The organism is Streptomyces sp. HUAS TT7, from assembly GCF_051550175.1.
Taxonomy (GTDB): Bacteria; Actinomycetota; Actinomycetes; order Streptomycetales; family Streptomycetaceae; genus Streptomyces.
On the sequence record NZ_CP196175.1, the window covers coordinates 4,666,523 to 4,686,291 of the forward strand.

General features: G+C 71.9%; 16 protein-coding genes. 11 read left to right on the top strand and 5 right to left on the bottom strand.

Features of this window, described 5'->3' with window-relative positions:
• Positions 1-23: 23 nt before the first annotated feature.
• From ACSHXC_RS21095 to ACSHXC_RS21110, 4 genes are all read right to left on the bottom strand, one after another.
• Positions 24-863: a serine hydrolase domain-containing protein gene (locus tag ACSHXC_RS21095; protein ID WP_438293080.1), complete on the bottom strand. Its 840-nt coding sequence runs from the start codon at positions 861-863 to the stop codon at positions 24-26.
• A gap of 183 nt (positions 864-1,046) precedes the next feature.
• Positions 1,047-2,312, bottom strand: a complete 1,266-nt coding sequence (locus ACSHXC_RS21100) for an NAD(P)/FAD-dependent oxidoreductase (RefSeq protein ID WP_438293081.1) — start codon at positions 2,310-2,312, stop codon at positions 1,047-1,049.
• A gap of 222 nt (positions 2,313-2,534) precedes the next feature.
• Positions 2,535-4,121, bottom strand: a complete 1,587-nt coding sequence (locus ACSHXC_RS21105) for a serine/threonine-protein kinase (RefSeq protein ID WP_438293082.1) — start codon at positions 4,119-4,121, stop codon at positions 2,535-2,537.
• A gap of 89 nt (positions 4,122-4,210) precedes the next feature.
• The gene (locus ACSHXC_RS21110; protein WP_438293083.1) at positions 4,211-6,469 is read right to left on the bottom strand and encodes an MMPL family transporter; all 2,259 of its coding nucleotides are present in this window, start codon (positions 6,467-6,469) and stop codon (positions 4,211-4,213) included.
• A 171-nt stretch (positions 6,470-6,640) separates the two neighbouring features.
• Here ACSHXC_RS21110 and ACSHXC_RS21115 point away from each other — a divergent pair, with 171 nt between their 5' ends.
• The 6 genes from ACSHXC_RS21115 to ACSHXC_RS21140 all read left to right on the top strand — a co-directional run bounded on the left by ACSHXC_RS21115 (position 6,641) and on the right by ACSHXC_RS21140 (position 14,205).
• Entirely contained in the window at positions 6,641-8,029 is a 1,389-nt protein-coding gene (locus ACSHXC_RS21115) for a sensor histidine kinase (RefSeq protein WP_438293084.1), read from the top strand.
• Complete coding sequence (locus ACSHXC_RS21120; RefSeq protein ID WP_438293085.1) at positions 8,026-8,715, top strand: response regulator; 690 nt, start codon at positions 8,026-8,028, stop codon at positions 8,713-8,715. Before ACSHXC_RS21115 ends, ACSHXC_RS21120 begins: the two co-directional genes overlap by 4 nt.
• A 91-nt stretch (positions 8,716-8,806) precedes the next feature.
• Positions 8,807-10,168 (top strand): aspartate aminotransferase family protein, encoded by a 1,362-nt coding sequence (locus ACSHXC_RS21125; RefSeq protein WP_438293086.1) that lies wholly within the window; start codon positions 8,807-8,809, stop codon positions 10,166-10,168.
• Between the two features lie 97 nt (positions 10,169-10,265).
• The gene (locus ACSHXC_RS21130; protein ID WP_438293087.1) at positions 10,266-10,937 is read left to right on the top strand and encodes a GntR family transcriptional regulator; all 672 of its coding nucleotides are present in this window, start codon (positions 10,266-10,268) and stop codon (positions 10,935-10,937) included.
• On the top strand, positions 10,934-13,357 hold the full coding sequence (locus ACSHXC_RS21135) for a dolichyl-phosphate beta-glucosyltransferase (protein ID WP_438293088.1): 2,424 nt from the start codon (positions 10,934-10,936) through the stop codon (positions 13,355-13,357). The genes ACSHXC_RS21130 and ACSHXC_RS21135 overlap by 4 nt, the downstream gene beginning before the upstream one ends.
• 197 nt (positions 13,358-13,554) lie before the next feature.
• Positions 13,555-14,205, top strand: a complete 651-nt coding sequence (locus tag ACSHXC_RS21140; RefSeq protein WP_438293089.1) for a hypothetical protein — start codon at positions 13,555-13,557, stop codon at positions 14,203-14,205.
• Between the two features lie 41 nt (positions 14,206-14,246).
• Here ACSHXC_RS21140 and ACSHXC_RS21145 read toward each other — a convergent pair whose 3' ends face one another.
• Positions 14,247-14,990 (bottom strand): SLATT domain-containing protein, encoded by a 744-nt coding sequence (locus ACSHXC_RS21145; protein ID WP_438293090.1) that lies wholly within the window; start codon positions 14,988-14,990, stop codon positions 14,247-14,249.
• 375 nt (positions 14,991-15,365) lie between these two features.
• On the opposite strand from ACSHXC_RS21145, the gene ACSHXC_RS21150 reads away from it, so the two are divergent.
• From ACSHXC_RS21150 to ACSHXC_RS21170, 5 genes are all read left to right on the top strand, one after another.
• Entirely contained in the window at positions 15,366-15,701 is a 336-nt protein-coding gene (locus ACSHXC_RS21150) for a YbaB/EbfC family nucleoid-associated protein (RefSeq protein WP_438293091.1), read from the top strand.
• Positions 15,702-15,815: 114 nt separating this feature from the next.
• The gene (gene recR, locus ACSHXC_RS21155; protein WP_161248166.1) at positions 15,816-16,415 is read left to right on the top strand and encodes a recombination mediator RecR; all 600 of its coding nucleotides are present in this window, start codon (positions 15,816-15,818) and stop codon (positions 16,413-16,415) included.
• 32 nt (positions 16,416-16,447) lie between these two features.
• Positions 16,448-17,107 carry a DUF5063 domain-containing protein gene (locus ACSHXC_RS21160; RefSeq protein ID WP_438293092.1) on the top strand — a complete coding sequence of 220 codons (660 nt, stop codon included), beginning with the start codon at positions 16,448-16,450 and terminating at the stop codon, positions 17,105-17,107.
• A gap of 241 nt (positions 17,108-17,348) precedes the next feature.
• Positions 17,349-18,629, top strand: a complete 1,281-nt coding sequence (locus tag ACSHXC_RS21165; protein ID WP_399491526.1) for an aspartate kinase — start codon at positions 17,349-17,351, stop codon at positions 18,627-18,629.
• Positions 18,626-19,684: an aspartate-semialdehyde dehydrogenase gene (locus ACSHXC_RS21170; RefSeq protein ID WP_438293093.1), complete on the top strand. Its 1,059-nt coding sequence runs from the start codon at positions 18,626-18,628 to the stop codon at positions 19,682-19,684. The genes ACSHXC_RS21165 and ACSHXC_RS21170 overlap by 4 nt, the downstream gene beginning before the upstream one ends.
• The last annotated feature ends 85 nt before the right edge of the window (positions 19,685-19,769 follow it).

Consider the following 19,769-nt stretch of genomic DNA (forward strand, 5'->3'; position numbering starts at 1 on the left):
CGAACGACTCGTCCCTGGCGTGTTCAACTCGCTTTTCGTGCGGTGATGCTCTGAAGCCGTGCGATACCGATTTCGTCGGTCTGCTCGGCGTTTCCGGAGAGGCGGTGGATCAGGACCCAGGTGCCGTCGGGGAGGGCGCCGGTGAAGACGGAGGCGTCGCGGGTGGCGCCGTTGTGCCAGCGCAGGGGGCCCGCGGTCTGCCAGAACGGTGTGGGTTCGCCCAGCTTCCGCTCGACGAGCAGGTCCACGACCAGGCGGGCGGCGGCGCGGGGAGTGGCCCAGAGTCCGCCGGCGGGCAGGATGGCGCCGTCCATGGTCCAGGGGCGGACCGGGCGGCCGAACATCCCGGTCCGGTGGAGCCGCAGATGCGGCGGCGGGCTCACCGATATCTCGGTGATGCCGAGCGGGGCCAGGACGTGGCGCTCCAGAAGTTCCTCGTACGAGCTTCCCGTCGCGGAGGCGAGGGCGGCGCCCAGGACGGCGTAACCGAGGTTGGAGTACTCCTCGGCGTGCCCAGGGGCGGCGGTGGGCAGCGTGTCGAGCCGGCGTACGAGCGTGTCCAGGGCCTGGTCGTCGAAGGGGGCGTACGGGTCGCGTCGGTGCAGGTGAGGTGGCAGGCGGGGGAGGCCCGAGGTGTGGGCGGCGAGGTGGCGCAGGGTGATGCCGGTGCCGGGCGGCGCGGGGAGGAACTGCTCGATGGGATCGTCGAGTTGGAGCGCCCCGGCCTCGGCGAGGCGCGTCAGGACGGTGGCGGTGAGGGGCTTGGTCAGCGAGCCGATCTGGACGTACCGATCGAGATCGTGGCCGTCCACGGCCCGAGGGGCATCGGCGCTGCTGAGTATGCAGGTGGGAACGGGGCGCATGCGGGGAGGCTTTCAGGTTCGGGTGCGCGGACACCAGCCCCGGCCGGTGGAGCGACTGGAGGGAGGCGGTCGAATTCCTGTCGCTGGGCTCAACTCTCCCTGAAGTATGAATAGTTGGCCGGTCGGAGGGAGGGGCGTCGGTGTCGGAGTACAGCGAATTCGTGTGGAGGCACTGCATACGCCTCAACGCCCCCGCGCCGCCGCCCCCCTGCCGTGCCTGATGTTGACCGCCGAAGCCCTGGCCAGTGCCAGAGGGTTCAGGAATTGCAGGGGGTCTATCAGGCGGGAGGCGAACAGGTGCATGTGTCGGGCCAGTGATGCGTCGCGTGCTGCCGCCGAGAACATCAGGCGCTCTACGGGGTTGAACGGGCGAGCCCGGGCGTAGTCGGCGGCCAGGTACTGGTGGCCGCGCAGGCGGCGGCGGTGTTCGCGTGCGTACGCCGCGAGTGACCTGTCCAGGTCGCCCCGGCCGGTCGCGGCCGGGGCGGCGGCCTCTGCCAGCCAGTGGGCGGACTGCAGGGCCCACCCGCATCCCACTCCCCACAGGGGGTCGCTGGTCAGGGCGGCGTCGCCGATGAGCGCGAGGCCCGGTGCGGTCGGCTTGCGGCTGTGCAGAGGGTAGTTGACCGTGCCGGTGATCTTCGTGATGCGTTCGGCGGAGTCGATGGGCGGCGCCTCGGGGAGGGCGCGGATGAAGGAGAGGAAGCTGCCCTCCAGGTCTTCCCGGAACGCCGGCAGCCGCTTCTTTTCCGGGAGCACCGCCATGACCGTCACCCCGTCGTCGTTCGGGAACGCGTACGCCATGTCGGGTTCGAGGAACCAGGCCTGGCCGATCCCGCCGTGCAGCGGAAGGTTGCGGAAGTGCGCGAGATAGCCGAACCGCGCGTTCTCGTGACTCCGGGTGGGCACCCCCGCGAGCTTCGCCACGGCCGAGTCCTTGCCGTCGGCGCCGACCACCAGGCGGGCCCGGATCTCGCGGTCGCCCTGTGGTGCCGAGGTGCGCACCCCCACGGTCCGCCCGGCCTCCCGGACCAGCCCGGTCACCTGGTGACCCGGGAGCAGATCGACGCCGGGGGTTTCCGCCGCGTGGGTTCTGATCAGCGGGTCGAGGGTGCTGCGCCGGACGTTGTACGCGTACGGCAGCTCCGGGCCCATCGGCGCGGGCCTCGGCTCGATCCAGCCCCAACGGGTGTACCAGCGGGCCGTGTTGCGGACGGCGCCCGCCTTCTCCAGGGCCGGGACGAGGCCGAGTTCGTCGAGAACCGGGTAGGCGTTGGCCGTGATGGAGTGGGTGCACAGCGCCTTGTACGCCTCGGGGTCCGAGCGGCGTTCGAGGAGTGCGACGCGGGCACCGCGCCGAGCCAGCAGGATCGCCGCGGCACTGCCCGCGAGTCCGGCTCCGCCGATCACGACGTCGTAGTCGTGTCCCGCGCTCTCAGGCCTGGTCATGCGCTGATCGCCCCCTTCGGGGTGTGCTGCGGTCCGCGCGAACCATCGCCGACCGGGGTGGTGACGGCGCCTGTCTCATGGACACCTCAAGGTCGCTCCAAGAGTGGCTCATGCCCCTGGTGCCGCGCATCCCTCACGCCGTACGAATCCCGGCGGGGTTCGGTCAACTCGCGGGAAGCCGACCGGATCCAGCACGGCACCGGCACCGGCCTCCCGCGGGGTTCAGCCCCCCGCCCGCGTGTAATCGAGGAACTCCCCCGTCCCCACCGTCTGGCGGTGCAGGCGGCCGTCCGGCATCAGGGATACCGTGCTCGGCCTGCCCGGGTTGCAGGCGCCCGTCGAGCCCGGGGCCACCTCGGAGGGGCCGATCTGGAGCGGGGTGTCGGCCGAGGCGGGGGTGTCCGTGAGGCGGGCCTCGAAGATGCAGTGGTAGCCCTCGCCGTCGGCCGTCAGGGTGAGGACCTTGTCGCCCGCCCTGCCCGCCCGGATCACCAAGTGGCGGGTGTTGTCACCGGAGTTGCTCGGAATCACCGCCGACCAGCTGCCTATGTACGGCTGGGGTACGCCGTCCACGGGGGTGGGGGGCTTCGTCGTGCCCGTGCCGTCCGGGCTCACCTCCCGGGAATTCGTTGAACTGCCGGAGGGGGAAGGGGAGTTGGCAGCCGTCCTCCCTCCCTTCTGGTCGCCGCTGCTCATGAACGCGTACACCGAGCCGCCCGCGACCACCGCCACCACCAGTGCCACCGCTATCAGCGCCGCCGTCGACTTGGCGCTGCGGGTCGGCGGGGGCTCCGGCGCGGGGGAGTAGTACAGGCCGATGGGCGGGGGCGGGGGCGGGTACGACGCCGGGGGCTTCAGCTGGGTCGGGGCTCCGTGCGGATCCGGGGGCGCCTCGGTGCCGCCCGGGTTCTCTATGTCGAGCAACTGCACGGCGTGGCTGCCCAGTTGGGCCACCAGCGGCGCGGGCAGCCACGGGTCGGTGGTGTCCTCGGGGACGCGCTCCAGGATCCGGTCCAGGGTGGGGCGGGCCGACGGGTCCTTGTGCAGGCAGTCGCCGATCAGCTCCTGGAGGGACTCGGGTACGCCGTCGAGGTCCGGGGGCTCCTGCGCGATGCGGAACATCAGCGCGTGCACCCCGCTCGACGCCTCCCCGAAGGGCAGCCTGCCGCTCGCCGCGTACGACAGGACCGAGCCGAGGCAGAACACGTCGCAGGCCGGGGTGATCCGGTCGCCGCGCACCTGCTCGGGGGCCATGAAGCCGGGCGAGCCGACCAGCGCGCCCGTGCGGGTCAGGCCGGCTTCGGTGCTGGTCTCCAGGGCGCGGGCGATGCCGAAGTCGATGACGCGGGGGCCGTCGATGGTGATCAGGACGTTGGACGGCTTCAGGTCGCGGTGGACGAGGCCGGCCGCGTGGATGTCCTTGAGCGCGTGGGCGAGGCCGCGTGCCAGGACCCGTACGGAATGCTCCGGCAGCGGGCCGTGCGGGCCGGCCACCACGGACTGGAGGGAGGGGCCCGCGACGTAACCGGTGGCGACCCACGGCACCGGTGCCTCGGTGTCCGCGTCCAGGACCGGCGCGGTCCACCGGCCGCCGACCCGGCGTGCGGCGATGACTTCCCGGCGGAACCGGCCCCGGAACTCGTCCTGCTCGGCGAGGTCGGGCCGGACCAGCTTGACGGCGACGGTACGGCCGCGGTCCGAGCGGGCCAGGTAGACCTGGCCCATGCCGCCGGACCCGAGCCGGCCCAGAAGCCGGTAGCTGCCTATTCGTTCCGGATCGCCCGGCTCAAGACGCTGAGTGCTGCCCATGTCGGACGCGCCTCCCCTGCTCACACCGCCCCAACGCGCTGAGAATAGTGGCGCGCCGGGGCGGGTGGAGCGGGGCCCACCTCACGGTTTCAGTACGCCGTGACGCGGTCGGGTTCCTGGGCGGGGTGCGGGTGGGTGTTCGTGGTGGGGCGCGGGCGGACCGGCCACCAGACGGCCCGGCCGAGGAGTGCGGCCAGGGCCGGGACCAGCACCAGTGACAGGACGAGCGCGGAGAGCATGATGCCCAGCGCCATCGCGAAGGCCACCTGCTCGCTGCCCGGCGTCGTGGCGAGGCTCGCGAACGAGCCGGCGAGGACGAGGCCGGCCGTCGCGATGGCCGGTGCCGTGTGCCGTACGGCGCGGGCCACGGCGGCGCGGGGCGGGCCCGGGCGGCGCATCTCCTCCCGGATCCGGTCGGTGATCAGGATGTTGTAGTCGGTGCCGAGCGCCACGACGAACAGGAAGAGGACGAGGGGGAGGGTGAAGCTCACGCCCGGTTTGCCGAGGGCGTGCTGGAACAGCAGGGTCGCGGCGCCGAGGGTGGCGGCGAAGCCGAGCCCGACGGAGACCATCAGGATCGCGGGGGCGAGCAGGCTGCGCAGGAGCAGCAGCAGGATCAGCCCGATCAGCGCCGCCGCGACGGGGAAGACGACCCTGAGGTCGTGGTCCACGGCGGCCGAGATGTCGGCGATGATCGCGGGCGTTCCGCCGACGTGGGCCGTCGTCCCGGCGGGTGTGTGCCGGGCGACCGCGTCCCGGATCGGCCCGGAGGCCAGGTCGCGGGCCTCGCGGCTCTGCGGGTCGGCGGTCGGGTAGAGGTCGATGCGGGCGGCCCGGTGGTCGTTGTTCAGTACGGTCGGCGCGACCTGGCCCACGCCCTTGACCCGGGTCAGCGCGTGGGAAAGGCCGTCGAGGCGGGCGGTGGTGAGTTGGCCGTCGTCCTGGGCGGTGACGTACACGCTGGTCGGGTCCGAGACGCCGGCCGGCAGCGCGCGGGAGATCTCGGCGGCGGTGGCCGCGGCCGGGGTCCTGTCGCCCGAGCCGCCGCCCTGGCCGTAGTCCATGCGGATGCCGATCAGGCCGGCGGCCAGCGCGGCGAGCAGGGCGACGGAGGCGGCCAGCATCGGCAGCGGGCGCCGCGTGACCAGCGCGCCCAGGCGGGCGGCCCGGCCCTCGCGCGGCTCGCGGCGCAGCGCGCGGGACGGCCAGAACATCTTGCGCCCGGCGGCCGCGAGCAGCGCCGGCATCAGGGTGAGGCTGCCGAACAGCATGACCAGGACCGCCACGGCGATCGCCGGGCCGAGCGAGCGGAACTGCCCGAACGTCGCGACGCCAAGGGTGGCGAACGCGGCCACGATCGTCAGCGCCGCCGACGTGATCGCGGTGCCCACCCGGGCACATACCTGCGCGGCCGCCTCGCGCGCCAACTGCTGTGGCTGGGACCTGAGTTGCTCGCGGAAGCGGAACAGCAGGAACAGCAGGTAGTCGATGCCGATGCCGAGCAGGACCACATTGATCAGGCTCGGGGTGCTCGCATCGAGCTTGAGCCCGGTGAGCATCGCGGCCACCGCGACGGCGCCCGCCGCCGCGCCGCCGATGACCGCGACCGCGAGCAGCGGCAGGACGGCCGCCAGCACGCTGCGGAACACCAGCACGTTCAGCAGGACGATGAGCCCCGTCAGGAGAGCGCCCCCGATCGTCGTGGCGGTCTTGTTGGCGTCGGTGGTGTCCACGGTGTCGGCGAGCGCGCCGGTGAAGCCCGTACGCATCCCCGCCTCGGCGAACTGAGTCCGGGCGGCGTCCCGGAAGGCCCGGTAGACGCCCTGCACGCCGGTGTCCGAGGGATTCCCGGTCAGCTCGACGGAGAGCAGCTCGAAGCTCCGGTCCGGCGCGGTCATCGCCGGGGCGACGCGGGGTGTCTGCGAGCGGTCCGGGACCAGGAACTTCGGTGCGTCGTCCTCCCTCGGCATGTCGACCCGCCGCCCGCCGAGCTTGGCCGCCTCGGCCTCGACGCGCTTGTGGTCGGCGGCGCCGAGGGGTCGGCCGTCGGCCCGCCCGACAAGCACCGTCACGGTGGTGGCATCCGGATCCATCCCGAACCGCTCCTCGGCTATGCGCAGGGCGGCGGCCGAATCGTAGCTGCGGGGCAGGAAGTTGCCGGTCTGGTTCTGGGTGACACGGGCGAACAGGGTCGGGGCGAGGGCGATCAGGGCGAGCCCGAGGACGGCCCAGAGAGCGATCACCTTCCAGGGGTGGCGGGTGGAGTATCCGGTCAGGGCGCGGATCACGAGGTCCTCCGGCGGACGGGCGTACGTCGGCCGGGTGCTCCCGGCTGCTCTCCAGCCCATCAGGGGGAGGGGCGGTCCGGCGTCCTGGTTACGGATGATCCGGTCGGGGGCCCTGGGTCCTGGGCGGGGCGGCGACCAGGACCGTGGTCCTGGTCGGGTCTCGCCCCGGCGCCGGTGCCGGCGGGGGGACGGCCGTGACACGCTGGCCGGGGCGGACAGAGGGGGACAGGCATGCGCGGGCTGCGACACGTGGGGCGGAGCGGTGCGGGCGAGGCGCCGGGCGGCGAGCCGGGCGCGGTTCGGCAACTACCGCGTTCCGGGCGGCCCGACGACGTGCGGGAGCGGCCGCACGCCGGTCCCGGCGACGGCCGGGCGGAGCAATCCGCCGGGCGCGGCAAGGGCCGGATACTCCCACGCCTTCGGCTCGGGAGTATCCGGCCTTTGCCGCGCCCCGACACCCCCCAACCTCCCTGGACCCGCAACGACGCCCTCGTGGCCGGGGCTTCCTGTGCCATCAACCTCCTCAGCTACGTCTTCGTCAGCGACCCCACGGGCCGGCACGGCATCAGCGTCGCCGGGGCCCTCCTCGTCGCGCTCGGGGCCGTGCCCCTGCTCGCCCGGCGCACCCACCCCGTCGCCACCCTCGCCGCCGTCCTTGTCCTCGACGCGGCGGCGTCCCTCGCCCTGCCGCTCTCCACCCACTTCGGGGCCGTCCTCATGGTCGCCCTGTACTCGGTCGCCCGGGCCCGCAGCGGCCGGGTCGCGGCGGGCGCGGTCCTCGTGACGGCCGCGGCGAGCCTGCTCAGCCAGAGCGGGGGGCGGTTTCCGCCCTGGCAGGAGACCGTCTCCGCGATCCTCTCGCCGCTCATCGTCGTCGGCGCCGCCCTGGCCGTCGGCCGCTGGCAGCGCGAGGTGGACGCCAATCGCCGGCTCCTCGCCGACCGCGCCGTGGCCGACGAACGCCGCCGCATCGCGCGGGAGTTGCACGACATCGTGGCCCACCACATCACCACCATGCAGCTGATGGCCGGCGGCGCCCGCGCCAACCTCGCCCACCCCGAGGTGGCCCGGGACGCCCTGGTCACCCTGGAGTCCTCCGGGCGGCTCGCGCTCGGCGAGATGCGCCAGCTCCTCGACGTACTGCGGGCCGGAGACGAGCCGGAATCCGCACCGGCCCAGCCCCAGCCCGGCGCCGACGACCTCGGCCGCCTGGTCGACGAGGCCCGGCTCGGCGGCCTTTCGACCGAGTTCAGCGTGCACGGGCAGCCGCGCCCGCTGCCGCCGACCGTCGGCCTCACCGTGTTCCGGGTCGTCCAGGAGGCTCTCACCAACGCCCGCAAGCACGCCGGGTCCGCCCGCGCCTCCGTACGGCTGACGTACCGTCAACAGCACGTAACCATCGAGGTGTTGGACGATGGAAAGGGTGCGGCGTCCCCGAATCCCGGCTCCGGCGGCGGCTACGGGCTCATCGGCATGCGCGAGCGCGTCGCCCTGCACGGTGGCACCCTCACCGCCGGGCCCCGGGCCGACGGCGGGTTCGCCGTGCTGGCCGAGCTGCCCCTCACCCCGGACGAGGCGGCCGTCGAGCAAGAAGCCGAGCAAGAAGGAGTACGCCCATGACCGAGGCTCCGATCAGGGTGCTCATCGCCGACGACCAGCCGCTCGTGCGGCGAGGGCTTTCGCTGATCCTGTCCCCCGACCCGTCCTTCGAGGTGGTCGGGGAGGCCGAGAACGGCGCGCAGGCCGTCGACCTGGCTCGTCGGCTGCGCCCCGACGTCGTCGTGATGGACATCCGGATGCCCGTACTCGACGGGGTCGCGGCGACCGGCGAACTCGCCGCCGCCGTGCCCGGCAGCCGCGTCCTCGCGCTGAGCACCTTCGACATGGACGAGTACGTCGTGGGCGCGCTGCGTGCCGGGGCCTACGGGTTCCTGCCCAAGGACAGCTCGCCGGAGGACCTGGGCGCGGCGATCCGTACCGTGCACGCGGGCGAGGCCGCGGTCGCGCCGCGCCTGCTCACCCGGCTGATCTCCACCTTCGTCACCGCGCCGCGCGACACGCGGCCCGCCCCGACGGGCCTCGGTGAGCTCACGCCCCGCGAGGTCGAGGTGTGGCGGCTGATGGCCACCGGCCTAGACAACGCCGAGATCGCCCGCGCCCTGGAGCTGAGCCCGTCCACGGTCAAGAACCACATCACCAGCATCTTCGACAAGCTCGCCGTCCGGGACCGCGCCCAGGCGGTCATCGCGGCGTACGAGTCGGGGCTCGTCACCGCCCGCGCGACGGCCGGGGAGCGGCACGGGTGAGGCGGGGCCCCGACACCTTGCCGAGCCTGGGAGGTCTCGGTGGACAAGATGGTCATGGCCGCTCCCACCTGCGCGTCCTTACCCTGGAGGCATGACCCCTCAAGGCACTCCCGATCCTCAGGCCGGCGCGGCTGTGAAGGCCGCCGACCGTGCGCACGTGTTCCACTCCTGGTCCGCCCAGGGCCTGATCGACCCGCTCGCCGTGGCCGGCGCGGAGGGGTCCTACTTCTGGGACTACGACGGCAACCGCTACCTCGACTTCACCAGCGGGCTCGTCTTCACCAACATCGGGTACCAGCACCCGAAGGTCGTCGCCGCGATCCAGGAGCAGGCCGCGAAGATGACCACGTTCGCGCCCGCTTTCGCGGTCGAGGCGCGGTCGGAGGCGGCCCGGCTGATCGCCGAGCGCACCCCCGGGGACCTCGACAAGATCTTCTTCACCAATGGCGGTGCGGAGGCCGTCGAGAACGCCATCCGCATGGCCCGCCTGCACACCGGCCGCCACAAGGTGATGAGCGCCTACCGCTCGTACCACGGCGGTACGAACACGGCGATCAACCTCACCGGCGACCCCCGGCGCTGGGCCTCCGACAGCGGCTCGGCGGGGGTGGCCCGGTTCTGGGCGCCGTTCCTGTACCGCTCGCCCTTCCACGCCAGTACGCAGGAAGAGGAATGTGCGCGGGCGCTCAAGCACCTTGAGGAGACCATCGCCTTCGAGGGGCCCGCCACGATCGCCGCGATCATCCTGGAGTCGGTGCCCGGCACGGCTGGCATCATGACGCCTCCGGCCGGCTACCTGCCCGGCGTGCGCGAGATCTGCGACAAGTACGGGATCGTGCTCGTCCTGGACGAGGTCATGGCCGGGTTCGGCCGGACCGGCAAGTGGTTCGCCTCCGAGCACTTCGACGTCGTGCCGGACCTCATGACCTTCGCCAAGGGCGTCAACTCCGGCTATGTGCCGCTCGGCGGCGTCGCCATCAGCCAGAAGATCGCCGAGACCTTCGAGCACCGGCCCTTCCCCGGCGGTCTCACCTACTCCGGGCACCCGCTGGCCTGCGCCGCGGCCGTCGCCTCCATCAACGTGATGGAGGAGGAGGGTGTCGTCGAGCAGGCCGCTCACATCGGGTCGAGCGTCCTGGAGCCCGGGCTGCGCGAGATCGCCGAGCGGCACCCCTCGGTCGGCGAGGTGCGCGGCATGGGCGTGTTCTGGGCCCTGGAGCTCGTCCGCAGCAAGGAGACCCGCGAGCCGCTGGTGCCGTACAACGCGACCGGGGCGGACAACGCGCCGATGGCCGCGTTCGGCGCCGCCTGCAAGAAGAACGGGCTGTGGCCGTTCATCAACATGAACCGCACCCATGTCGTGCCGCCCTGCAACATCACCGAGGCGGAGGCGAAGGAAGGACTCGCCGCGCTCGACGAGGCGCTGACGGTCGCGGACCAGCACACCGTGTGACGCTTGCGTCCCGATCCGGGAGCAAAAACCCGCTCTCCTTTGTCCGGTTTCCGGGCACCCCATAGGGTGGCCCGAAGCCGGAGGAGGGGAGCGAGTCATGCCCGCTAGCGGAGCGGTCACCCGCAGCACCCTCCGACAACAGATCGCGGACGCGCTCCGTGACGAAGTGCTCGCGGGGCGTATGCAGCCCTGCGAGGAGTTCACGGTCAAGCAGATAGCCGAGCAGTACGGCGTCTCCGCCACGCCCGTGCGCGAGGCGCTCGTCGACCTCTGCGCGCAGGGCCTGCTCGACTCCGACCAGCACCGCGGCTTCCGGGTACGGGCCTTCTCCGTCGAGGACTACAAGGGCATCGTCGAGGCGCGGGCCCTGGTGGTCGACGGGATATTCCGGCGGGCCGCGGGCGCCGGCTCCCTGGAGGCCTACGGACCGGCCCTCGTCTCGGTGCGCCGCCGGGGCGAGGAGGCCGCGCGGGCCGCGCGCGGCGGCGACCTGAACATCCTGGTCGGCTACGACCTGCGGTTCTGGCGGGAGCTGTGCGCGTTCGCCGGGAACACCTACATCTCCGACTTCCTGCACCGCCTGCGCATGCAGAGCTGGGTGTTCGCGGTCCCGTACCTGCGCACCCACAGCGACCTCAGCGACTGGCTGTGGACCGGCCACGGCGAGGTCGTCGCCGCGCTCGGCCGAGGCGACTTCGAAGAGGCACGGCTGCTGATCGCCGCCTACAACGACGAATCCCTGATGTGGGCGGAGCGGCTCCCGCGGTGATCACCGAACCGGCCGGACAGGTCGAACTGAGCGTCGTCGTCCCCGCGTACAACGAGGAGCAGCGCCTCGCGCCTACCCTGGAGGCGATCCGCGGCCACCTCGGCGACAGCTGCAGCTGGGAGCTCATAGTCGTCGACGACGGCTCCGCGGACGAGACCGTGCGGGTGGCCCGCGAGGCCGCCGCCACCGACCCCCGCATCAACGTCGTCGTCAGCGAGAGCAACCGCGGCAAGGGCCACGCCCTGCGGCTCGGGGTGCTCGCCTCCTACGGGCGCCGCGTCCTGATCACGGACGCCGACATGGCCACCCCCATAGAGGAGCTGGACCAGCTCGCCAAGGCGATGACCGAGGGCGAGACGGCCGCCGCGATCGGCTCGCGCGCCCACCCCGAGGCCCGCATCGAGGTCCACCAGAGCCGGCTGCGCGAACTGCTCGGCCGGATGGGCAACCGGCTGATCCGGGCCGTCGCCGTCCCCGGCATCCGCGACACCCAGTGCGGCTTCAAGCTGTTCGACGGCGAGAAGGCACGCGCCGCGTTCGCCGACGCCCGGCTGGACGGCTGGGGCATAGACGTCGAGATCCTCCAGTTCTTCCGCCGCAGGGGCTGGGCGGTCTCCGAGGTGCCGGTGCGCTGGTCGCACCAGGACGGCTCCAAGGTGGGGGCCGCGGACTACGGCAAGGTGCTGTGGGAGCTGGCCCGCCTCAAGGCGCGCGCGGTCCGCCGCGTCGACCTGGTGCTCGGCGCCCTCTACCTGCTCTCCTCCGTACTGCTCTACAAGAACCTGTGGGGCGGCCTCGGGCGGAGCTACCTCACCGACTCGATGCAGGACCAGAACCAGTGGGAGTGGTTCTTCTCGGTCACCGCGGACAACGTGACCCACCTGCGCGACCCCCTGTTCACAGACGTCCAGAACTTCCCCGACGGCGTGAACCTCATGGGCAACACGCCGATGCTGGGCCTGTCCGTGCCGCTCACCCCGGTCACCCTCGCCTTCGGGCCGACGCTCACCTGGGCGCTCGTCCTCACCCTGGGGATATCCGCGACCGCGTACGCCTGGTACTGGCTCTTCGCGCGCCGGGTGACCGAGAACCGGTGGGCGGCCGGGCTCGGCGGGGCGCTCGCGGCCTTCGCGCCGCCGATGATCTCGCACGGCAACGCGCACCCGAACTTCTGCGTCCTGTTCATGATCCCGCTGATCATCGACCGCGCGCTGCGCCTGTGCGAGGGCCGGGACGTGCGCCGCGACGGGGTGATCCTGGGCCTGTTCACGGCGTACCAGATCTTCCTCGGCGAAGAGGTGCTGCTGCTCGCCTCGCTGGGCATGGCCCTGTTCGCGCTGTCGTACGCGCTGGCCCGGCGCGATGTCGCGCGTGCGGCGGTGCAGCCGCTGGCCACCGGCATGGCGTACGCGCTCGGGGTCTGCCTGGTGCTCATCGCGTACCCGCTGTACCGGCAGTTCGCCGGGGCGCAGAGCTATCACAGCGTGCTGCACGGCGACAGCGCGGGCAATTCGCCGCTCGCGCTGATCGAGTTCGCGGGGCGCTCGCTGATGGGCGACGACGCGACCGCCGACAAGCTGGCCCTCAACCGCACCGAGCAGAACGCGTTCTACGGCTGGCCCCTGGTGGCCCTCGCCTTCGCGATCGTCGTACGGCTGTGGCGGCGGCCGCTCGTCAAGGCGCTGGCATTCACGGGTGTGGCGGCCGCGGTCCTCTCGCTCGGCCAGAAGATCCGCATCCCGTACACCGACGTGGTCCTCCCCGGCCCCTGGAAGCTGCTCGCGCACAAGCCGCTCTTCGAGTCGGTGATCGAGGGCCGGGTCGCGATGATCTGCGCGCCGGCGCTCGGCGCGCTGGTCGCGCTTGCCGCGGGACGCCTCGCGCTCAGCCGGGTGCGGGCCACGCAGGCGGCCGGCTTCACGGCGATCGCGCTGGCCCTGCTCCCGATCGTCCCGACGTCGTTCCCGACGAACGCGCGCCCCGAGGTGCCCGAGTTCATCGCGTCCGGCCTGTGGAAGAAGTACGTGAAGCCGGGGGAGTCCCTGGTCCCGGTGCCGCTGCCCGACCCGGGCTCGGCGGAGGCGCTGCACTGGCAGTCGTCGACGGGCCTCGGCTTCCCGGTGCCCGGCGGCTACTTCAACGGCCCCTGGGGGCCGGACCGCATCGGCATCTACGGCGCCTCCCCGCGCTGGACGTCGAACCTGTTCAGCGACGTGCGCTCCGGCAAGCCCGTCCCGGACATCGGCACGGACTGGCAGAACCAGGCCCGCGAGGACCTCGCGTACTGGCGCGCGGGCGTCCTGGTCCTCGCCCCCCAGCCGCAGGCGCCCGAGCTGTACGACACGGTGACCCGGCTGCTCGGCCGCGAGGGCACGAAGGTGGGCGGGGTGTGGATCTGGGACGTGTCGTCGGTCCGGTGACACCTTCCGCGTCCGGGGCACGCGCTCAAGTCCGGCCATCCGAGTAATGGACGGGCTGGTGGGTAAACCCTCCCGACCGGGGCGCGGGGGGATCCAGTCACCTCGCAACAGGAGTTGACGGGCACTCTTCGCGCGGCGTGCCCGGCGCACTACGCTGTCCCGACCATCGAACCAAACGAGTTGAGAGCGAGGCCGTCTTGGCCTGTGACCTGTGGCTGGTCCCCCTCGTCGATGTGCTGTGCCACAGCCCCGACAACCCGTTCGCGGAGGAGATCGCCTCGTACGACAAGGCGCTCGGCGACGCCGGGCTCCCGCCCGTACCGGTCTTCGCGTACATGCCGGGCCTGTCCGGCGACGTGGCACCCGTCGCGGGGTTCGACTACGACGCGCTGCACTTCCTGCGCCGCGCCTACCTCCTCCAGCTGTGCGGCCTCGCGGTCACGCCCGTCGACGAGCTCGGCGGCGACTACGAGCAGCTCCTGGAGATGTTCGAGACGACCGCCCAGCAGTCGCACCTGGTGTGGCACTACGACCACGCCGGGGCCTACGTCCCGGTCGACTTCGCGATCCCGCTCTCCAACGAGGAGCTCCTCGCGGGCGGCGGACCGCTCGGCTCCTCGCAGGGGCTGTTGCGGGAGCTGGAGTTCGTGGGGCCCGCCATCGGCATAGATCCGGCCAACCCGCCGACCGCACCCGCCCCGCCGGACCGGCCCACCTCGCTCGAAGAGCCGGCCGGACCCATCCCGTACGACGAGAGCCCCTTCGCGCGCGAGCGGCACGTGTGGCTCGGGCTGCACGCGGCGGCGACCCGCAGCCTCGCCCAGGGCTCGATGATCATCTTCAGCTGAACCCGCTGCCGAGGGGCAAGACCTCGCCCCCGGCGCCCCGGCTACTGGCGCGGCCCCTCCGGCGGCCGCTGGCGCGGCATGTTCGGGCGGGTGGCCGGGGGGAGGGGGAAGCGGCCCGGGCCGGGGGCGCCGTCCGCGCGCGGAGCCGCCGTGCTCAGGGTCTGCATGACGAGCGGCGCGGGACCCGAGCGGAACTCCACCATCCAGTCCGCCGTCTCCGAGCGGACCAGCTCGGTGACGTCCTCGGTGAACCGGCGCAGCAGCGAGAGGCACCGCTCGGCCGCCTCGCTCGCGGTGCCCTCGGTGGGCCCGAGCACCTCCCGCACGCTCTCCGAGGCCCAGTCGAACTGGAGGCTCTGGAGCCTGCGCTGCACGGCCTGGGCGGTGGCGACGTCCCGCATCCAGCCCGAGGTGAGCCCGAAGTAGCGGTCGCAGGCCATGCACGCGGCGCCGAGCAGCAGACACAGATAGCCCCAGCCCGCCGCGCCCTTCAGGGCGCCGGTCAGATCGAGCAGCGGGAGCACGGCCCCCGCGATCGCGCCGCTCGCCGTGCCGCAGCGCAGGGTACGGGCGCCGCGGCGCTTCCAGAGCCGGTCGGCGAGGTACCAGTCCGCGGTGCGCAGGGCGCCGTCCTCCGCCCAGCGGTACAGCGCGTCGAGGCGCTCGGCCGGCTCGCCCCAGTCGCCGAGCGGGAACGGCCTCCCGGTCAGATCGCCCGTCTGCGCGCCCTCGTCCCGCCGGGCCTGGCCCGGGGGCCCCTCGGGCTGCATGTCCGGCTGGCTCACCCGGCCGCTCCCTCCGCACTTGCTGCTGTGACCCTCTGCGACATCGAGTGACGTACGGGCACCTGGATGTGGATCTGGACGTACTGGACGTGTACTGGACGTAGTAAATGCCGTGTAAATGCCGTGACGCCGTGCGGCCATCCGCGGGGCGCGCGTGCGTATTGACGCGTGCTGACACACCCGACCGCCATTCCTACCGCCGAATGGAGGGCCGAGGGGGCGATATCCAGGTATTTCCGCCCGGAAGTGGCCCTTGATCAGGTATAGGAACCCGCACCGCATCACTCGAAAGAGTTGCGGAGCAGGGCGCCTGTCGACCACGTAGGCTCGGAGTGCCGAAAGAGACAACCGTCCTACCGAAACCCGGAGTGAAACGTGATCCCTGGTGGTGGCCAGCCCAACATGCAGCAGCTTCTCCAGCAGGCCCAGAAGATGCAGCAGGACCTCGCCCTTGCCCAGGAGGAACTCGCGGCGACCGAGGTCGACGGACAGGCCGGCGGCGGTCTCGTCAAGGCGACCGTGACCGGCTCGGGCGAGCTGCGCGCCCTGGTCATCGACCCGAAGGCGGTCGACCCGGAGGACACCGAGACCCTCGCGGACCTCGTCGTCGCGGCCGTGCAGGCCGCCAACGAGAACGCGCAGCAGCTCCAGCAGCAGAAGCTGGGCCCGCTGGCGCAGGGCCTCGGCGGCATGCCGGGACTGCCGTTCTAGGACCGGGCCACTGGCGTGCACCCGCCCGGGCGCACGTACCCGTGCGCCTGACCTACTGAGGCGGACGCACAGCAACTACCGTAGGCGTCAGAGCAACCCACGAGAGGCGTTCCGTTGTACGAAGGCGTGGTTCAGGACCTCATCGACGAACTGGGCAGGCTGCCCGGCGTCGGTCCCAAGAGCGCGCAGCGGATCGCCTTCCACATCCTCCAGGCCGAGCCGACCGACGTGCGCCGCCTCGCGCACGCCCTGCTCGAAGTGAAGGACAAGGTCCGGTTCTGTGCGGTGTGCGGCAACGTGGCGCAGGAGGAGCGGTGCAACATCTGCCGCGACCCGCGCCGCGACCAGACGGTCATCTGCGTCGTGGAGGAGCCCAAGGACGTCGTGGCCATCGAGCGGACCCGCGAGTTCCGCGGCCGCTACCACGTGCTCGGCGGCGCCATCAGCCCGATCGAGGGGGTCGGCCCGGACGACCTGCGCATCCGCGAGCTGCTCGCCCGCCTCGCGGACGGCACGGTCACCGAGCTGATCCTGGCCACCGACCCGAACCTGGAGGGCGAGGCCACCGCGACGTACCTCGCCCGCATGATCAAGCCCATGGGTCTCAAGGTCACCCGGCTCGCCAGCGGCCTGCCGGTGGGCGGCGACCTCGAATACGCCGACGAGGTCACCCTGGGCCGGGCCTTCGAAGGAAGGCGGCTGCTCGATGTATGACGCCCACGAGGGGTACGAGGAAGGTCAACTCGATGTCTGACGCAACGCTGCACGCGACCAACCAGGACCCGGACTCCTTCGCGGTCCAGATCGCCGACCAGGTCGAGTCCTTCATCGTCGCGGTCACCGAAGTGGCCAAGGGCGACGAGCCCGACAGCGCCGTGCCGTTCCTCCTCCTGGAGGTCTCCCAGCTGCTGCTCGCCGGCGGCCGGCTCGGCGCGCACGAGGACATCGTCCCGGACGAGCGCTACGAGCCGGACCTCGGCCCGGAGGCCGACGTCGACGAGCTGCGCGAGCGGTTCGCCCGGCTCCTGGAACCCATCGACGTGTACTCCGAGGTCTTCGACCCGTACGAGCCGCGCAAGGCGCCGGTGGCGTGCCGGATCTCCGACGACCTCGCCGACGTCGTCACCGACCTGCGCCACGGCCTGGCGCACTACCGCGCGGGCCGCACCACCGAGGCCCTGTGGTGGTGGCAGTTCTCGTACTTCTCCAACTGGGGCTCGACGGCCTCCGCCGCGCTGCGCGCGCTCCAGTCCCTGGTCGCCCACGTCCGCCTGAACCAGCCGCTCGAAGCGCTGGACGGCCTCGACACCGACGAGGACCTGGCGGCGGACGCCCTGGAGGAGGAGGCGGGCCGCGTCATGGTCGAGGAGCTCGCGGGTCCGCTGGGCCTGCACGACCTCAAGTAGGGCTGTGCGCAAGGGAGTTGGCGCCGACTCCGGTCCGCCCCCTCGGTCTCGCCGCTGTGACCCCGGCCACAAGCCGCGTACAAACCGGGATGCAGGGGCAGGCGGATCTCGCGAGCGGATCGGACAACGCCCGGTGATCAATTCGTGAGCGGGACATCTCACGAAGTGATACGGCGCGGGCGAATCCGGCCCGCTCGTTAGACTGAGCCGACCGCAGTAATGAACTGAGCGAGGAGCGCACGTGGGCCTTGTCGTGCAGAAGTACGGAGGCTCCTCCGTTGCCGATGCCGAGGGCATCAAGCGCGTCGCCAAGCGGATCGTGGAAGCCAAGAAGTCCGGCCACCAGGTGGTCGTCGTGGTTTCCGCGATGGGCGACACGACGGATGAGTTGATCGAGCTCGCGGAGCAGGTGTCACCGATGCCTGCCGGGCGGGAATTCGACATGCTGCTGACCGCCGGAGAGCGGATCTCCATGGCACTGCTCGCCATGGCGATCAAAAACCTGGGCCACCAGGCCCAGTCGTTCACGGGCAGCCAGGCCGGTGTCATCACCGATTCGGTCCACAACAAAGCGCGGATCATCGACGTCACCCCGGGCCGCATCCGGACCTCGATCGACGAGGGCAACATCGCCATCGTCGCCGGGTTCCAGGGCGTCAGCCAGGAGGGCAAGAACATCACCACGCTCGGCCGCGGCGGGTCCGACACGACCGCCGTCGCCCTTGCGGCCGCGCTCGACGCCGAGGTCTGTGAGATCTACACGGACGTCGACGGCGTCTTCACTGCGGACCCCCGCGTCGTGAAGAAGGCGAAGAAGATCGACTGGATCTCCTTCGAGGACATGCTGGAGCTGGCGGCGTCCGGCTCCAAGGTGCTCCTGCACCGGTGCGTCGAATACGCCCGCCGTTACAACATCCCGATCCATGTGCGGTCGTCCTTCAGCGGACTTCAGGGCACCTGGGTCAGCAACGAACCACGTTCCCAGTCGGAAGGCCAGCAGGTGGAGCACGCCATCATCTCCGGAGTCGCGCACGACGTCTCCGAGGCGAAGGTCACGGTCGTCGGGGTGCCCGACAAGCCGGGCGAGGCCGCGGCGATCTTCCGCACCATCGCGGACGCCGAGATCAACATCGACATGGTGGTGCAGAACGTCTCCGCCGCGTCGACGGGTCTGACCGACATCTCGTTCACGCTGCCCAAGGCCGAGGGCCGCAAGGCCATCGACGCCCTGGAGCGCTCCAAGCCCGCCATCGGCTTCGAGTCGCTGCGCTACGACGACCAGATCGCCAAGATCTCGCTGGTCGGCGCCGGCATGAAGACCAACCCGGGTGTCACGGCGGGCTTCTTCGAGGCCCTGTCCGACGCGGGCGTCAACATCGAGCTGATCTCGACCTCCGAGATCCGCATCTCGGTCGTGACCCGCGCCGACGACGTGAACGAGGCCGTGCGCGCCGTGCACACCGCCTTCGGTCTCGACTCCGACAGCGACGAGGCCGTCGTCTACGGAGGCACCGGGCGATGACCCGCAGGCCGGCGCTCACGGTCGTCGGAGCGACCGGGGGCGCCGGTTCGGTGATGCTCCAGATCCTGTCCCAGCATGCCGATGTCTGGGGCGAGGTCCGGCTCGTCGCGTCCGCGCGCTCGGCCGGCCGCAAGCTGCTCGTACGGGGCGAGGAGTGCGAGGTCCTCGCGCTGAGCGAGGAGGCCCTGGACGGGGCCGACGTCGTCGTCTTCCTCGCCCCCGACGAGATCGCCGCCCGCTGGGCGCCGGTCGCGGCCGCCAAGGGCGCGGTGGTGGTGGACAGTTCGGCCGCCTTCCGCATGGACCCGGACGTGCCGCTCGTGGTCCCGGAGCTCAATCCCCATGCCGTACGGATGCGTCCGCGCGGCATCGTCGCGAGCCCGCACCCCACCACCCTCGCCATGAGCGTGACGGTGGGCGCGCTGCACGCCGAGTTCTGCCTGAGCGAGCTGGTCCTCTCCACGTACGAGGCGGTCAGCGGCGAGGGGCAGGCCGCGGTCGAGGCGCTGCGCCGGCAGATCTCGCTGGTGGCCGGGAGCGGGCTCGGCACGAGTCCGGGCGATGTGCGGCGGGCGGTCGGCGACGACCTCGGCCCGTTCGCGGCGCCGGTCGCGCTGAACGTGGTGCCGTGGACCGGGGAGCTCGCCGGGGACGGCTGGTCCTCGCAGGAACTGGGCCTGCGGGACGAACTGCGCAAACTGCTCGACCTGCCGCGGCTTCCGGTGGCCGCGACCTGTGTGCGGGTCCCGGTCGTCACGACCCACTCGGTGTCGGTGCACGCCCGCTTCGAGAACGAGGTGGACGTCGCGCGGGCCCACGAGATCCTGGCGACCGCGCCGGGCGTGGTGCTCTTCGACAACCCGGCCGTCGGCGAGTTCCCGACGCCCGCGGACGTGGTCGGCACCGACCCCACGTGGGTGGGCCGGGTGCGCAGTTCGCCGGACGATCCGCACGTACTGGAACTTTTCGTCTGCGGCGACAACCTCCGCAAGGGCACGGCCCTGAACGCCGCGCACATCGCGGAGTTGGCGGCCCGTGAATTCAGCGCGCGATGAGGTCCACTGATTTGTAGGATCTGTGAACGCTCTGTGAGCAAGTCGCTGGTCTGTACCACTTGAACTGCGCCGATGCCTTGTTACA

Bases quoted from the DNA above. Each gene is read 5' to 3' on its own strand.
- ACSHXC_RS21170 (WP_438293093.1), top strand. From the start codon at position 18,626: ATGACCCGCAGGCCGGCGCTCACGGTCGTCGGAGCGACCGGGGGCGCC.
- ACSHXC_RS21160 (WP_438293092.1), top strand. From the start codon at position 16,448: ATGTCTGACGCAACGCTGCACGCGACCAACCAGGACCCGGACTCCTTC.
- ACSHXC_RS21115 (WP_438293084.1), top strand. From the start codon at position 6,641: ATGCGCGGGCTGCGACACGTGGGGCGGAGCGGTGCGGGCGAGGCGCCG.
- ACSHXC_RS21095 (WP_438293080.1), bottom strand. From the start codon at position 863: ATGCGCCCCGTTCCCACCTGCATACTCAGCAGCGCCGATGCCCCTCGG.
- ACSHXC_RS21100 (WP_438293081.1), bottom strand. From the start codon at position 2,312: ATGACCAGGCCTGAGAGCGCGGGACACGACTACGACGTCGTGATCGGC.
- ACSHXC_RS21105 (WP_438293082.1), bottom strand. From the start codon at position 4,121: ATGGGCAGCACTCAGCGTCTTGAGCCGGGCGATCCGGAACGAATAGGC.
- ACSHXC_RS21110 (WP_438293083.1), bottom strand. From the start codon at position 6,469: ATGGGCTGGAGAGCAGCCGGGAGCACCCGGCCGACGTACGCCCGTCCG.
- ACSHXC_RS21125 (WP_438293086.1), top strand. From the start codon at position 8,807: ATGACCCCTCAAGGCACTCCCGATCCTCAGGCCGGCGCGGCTGTGAAG.
- ACSHXC_RS21120 (WP_438293085.1), top strand. From the start codon at position 8,026: ATGACCGAGGCTCCGATCAGGGTGCTCATCGCCGACGACCAGCCGCTC.
- ACSHXC_RS21130 (WP_438293087.1), top strand. From the start codon at position 10,266: ATGCCCGCTAGCGGAGCGGTCACCCGCAGCACCCTCCGACAACAGATC.